This window comes from Aeromicrobium sp. REDSEA-S32_B7 (assembly GCF_001626145.1).
GTDB lineage: Bacteria > Actinomycetota > Actinomycetes > Propionibacteriales > Nocardioidaceae > Aeromicrobium > Aeromicrobium erythreum.
Window position 1 is genome coordinate 1 of sequence record NZ_LUNF01000005.1, and the last position, 2,630, is coordinate 2,630.

Annotated in this window: 1 protein-coding gene; it reads left to right on the forward strand. The window is 67.7% G+C overall.

Going from position 1 to position 2,630, the window contains the following annotated elements; genetic code table 11:
* Nucleotides 1-2: 2 nt before the first annotated feature.
* The gene (locus A6Q79_RS00350; protein ID WP_317695239.1) at nucleotides 3-2,237 is read left to right on the forward strand and encodes a bifunctional (p)ppGpp synthetase/guanosine-3',5'-bis(diphosphate) 3'-pyrophosphohydrolase; all 2,235 of its coding nucleotides are present in this window, start codon (nucleotides 3-5) and stop codon (nucleotides 2,235-2,237) included.
* Nucleotides 2,238-2,630: the final 393 nt, after the last annotated feature.

A 2,630-nucleotide genomic window follows, 5' to 3' on the forward strand; every position in this document is an offset into this window, starting at 1 on the left:
CCATGCGCGCCCGCCTGGCTCGGATGGGCACCAAGACCCAGACCCACAACCCGGTGCTGGAGCCGCTCTTCAGGGCCGTGCGTGCCAACCATCCCAAGGCGGACCTGGCGCTCCTCGAGCGCGCCTACGCCACCGCCGAGGAGCTGCACGCCACGCAGCTGCGCAAGAGCGGCGACCCCTACATCACCCACCCGCTCGCCGTGACGACGATCCTGGCGGGGATCGGCATGACCGAGCCGGTGCTGGTGGCGGCCCTGCTGCACGACACGGTCGAGGACACGCCCTACACCCTCGAGCAGCTCACCGCCGACTTCGGCGAGGAGGTCGCCCAGCTCGTCGACGGGGTGACGAAGCTCGACAAGGTCGTCTACGGCGACTCGGCGCAGGCAGAGACCATCCGCAAGATGATCGTGGCGATGTCGCGCGACATCCGGGTCCTGGTCATCAAGCTGGCCGACCGGCTCCACAACATGCGCACCCTGCGGTTCGTCCCGCAGAAGAGCCAGGAGCGCACCGCGCGGGAGACCCTCGACATCTACGCGCCGCTGGCCCACCGGCTCGGCATGAACACCATCAAGTGGGAGCTGGAGGACCTCGCGTTCGCCACCCTGCACCCCAAGATCTACGACGAGATCGTGCGGATGGTCGCCGAGCGCGCCCCGTCGCGCGACCAGTTCATGGCAGAGGTCATCAGCCAGGTCGAGAACGACCTGCGCGAGGCCCGCATCAAGGCCAAGGTCACGGGGCGACCCAAGCACTACTACTCGATCTACCAGAAGATGATCCTGGGCGGTCGGGAGTTCTCCGACATCTACGACCTGGTCGGCATCCGGGTCCTCGTCGACGACGACCGCGACTGCTACGCGGTGCTCGGCGTCCTGCACTCGCGCTGGAACCCGGTGCTGGGGCGCTTCAAGGACTACGTCGCGATGCCGAAGTTCAACATGTACCAGTCGCTGCACACCACCGTGATCGGCCCGCAGGGCAAGGCCGTGGAGATGCAGATCCGGACCTTCGCGATGCACCGTCGCGCCGAGTCCGGCGTCGCCGCGCCCTGGAAGTACAAGGAGGACGGCCGCAACGGCGTCGACACCGAGAAGCGCGCCGACGCCGGCTCGGGCGACATGAGCTGGGTGCGGCAGCTGCTGGACTGGCAGAACGAGGTCGAGGACCCGGGGGAGTTCCTGGAGTCGCTGCGCTTCGAGATCAACCGCGCGGAGACCTACGTCTTCACCCCGCGCGGCGACGTGATCGCGCTGCCCTCGGGATCGACGCCGGTCGACTTCGCCTACGCCGTGCACACCGAGGTCGGTCACCGCACCATCGGCGCCCGCGTCAACGGTCGACTGGTGCCGCTGGAGTCCACACTCGACAACGGCGACGTCGTGGAGGTCTTCACCTCCAAGTCGCCGACGGCCGCGCCCTCGCAGGACTGGTTGGGCTTCGTGAAGTCCAACCGTGCCCGCTCCAAGATCCGGCAGTGGTTCACCAAGGAGCGGCGCGAGGAGTCGATCGAGCAGGGCAAGGAGCAGATCGCCAAGCTCATGCGCAAGGAGGGCCTGCCCCTCAAGCGCCTGCTCACCCACGACTCGCTGAACCTCGTGGCCGAGCACTTCAAGCTCGGCGACGTCTCCTCGCTCTACGCCGCGGTCGGCGAGAACAACCTCTCCGCCCAGGCGGTCGTCAAGCAGGTCATCGACCTGCACGGCGGCACCGGCGGGGCCGAGGAGGACCTCGCCGAGGCGGTCACGATCACCGGTCGCCGGTCGCGGCGCAGCGCCTCGCACGGCGACGCCGGCGTCGTGGTCAAGGGCGCCTCGGACCTGTGGGTCAAGCTCGCCAAGTGCTGCACCCCGGTGCCGCCCGACCCGATCCTCGGCTTCGTGACCAAGGGCGGGGGAGTCTCGGTGCACCGCCGTGACTGCACCAACGCCGGCGACCTCGAGTCACGCCCCGAGAAGCTGCTCGAGGTGGAGTGGGCGCCCACGGAGTCCTCGACCTTCCTGGTCAACATCCAGGTCGAGGCGCTGGACCGCGCGCGGTTGCTCTCCGACATCACGATGGCGCTCTCGGACGCGCACGTGAACATCCTGTCGGCCAACCTGCAGACCTCCCGCGACCGGGTGGCCAAGAGCAGGTTCACCTTCGAGATGGCCGAGGCCAAGCACCTCGACAACGTCATCAAGGCCGTGCGCAACGTGCCTGGCGTCTTCGACGCCTACCGCGTCACGGGGTAGTCGTCGCGCATGTCGACGATGGCGAGGAAGTCCGGAGACGACGTTTGGACCGGTGGGAGCTGGGTAAATGCTCATCGCCAGTTTTCACTTGAGAGGAGACAACGATGAAGCGGTTCTCGGCCACGAGCATTGCTGTTCTTTTGGGCGTGGCAACCCTGGGGGAGGAGGCGTGCCCGGTATGTGCAGCCCGCAGACGGGCACCTGCTTCTGAACTCTTGCCGTGGGGCCGGGGTCGATGTTGATGCATCGGCCCCGCCCCTCGGTGCGTGTGGACCAGCCACGGGTGGGTCCACCGTCACTCAGGAGAAGTCGGCGCTGGCCCGCCTGGCCATGTCGAGGAAGGCCTGGCGCGAGGCGAGGTTCTCCTCGAGCTCCTTGACCTTCTTCTCGTGC

Coding starts and splice junctions, on each gene's coding strand:
- A6Q79_RS00350 (WP_317695239.1), top strand. CDS start 3: ATGCGCGCCCGCCTGGCTCGGATGGGCACCAAGACCCAGACCCACAAC.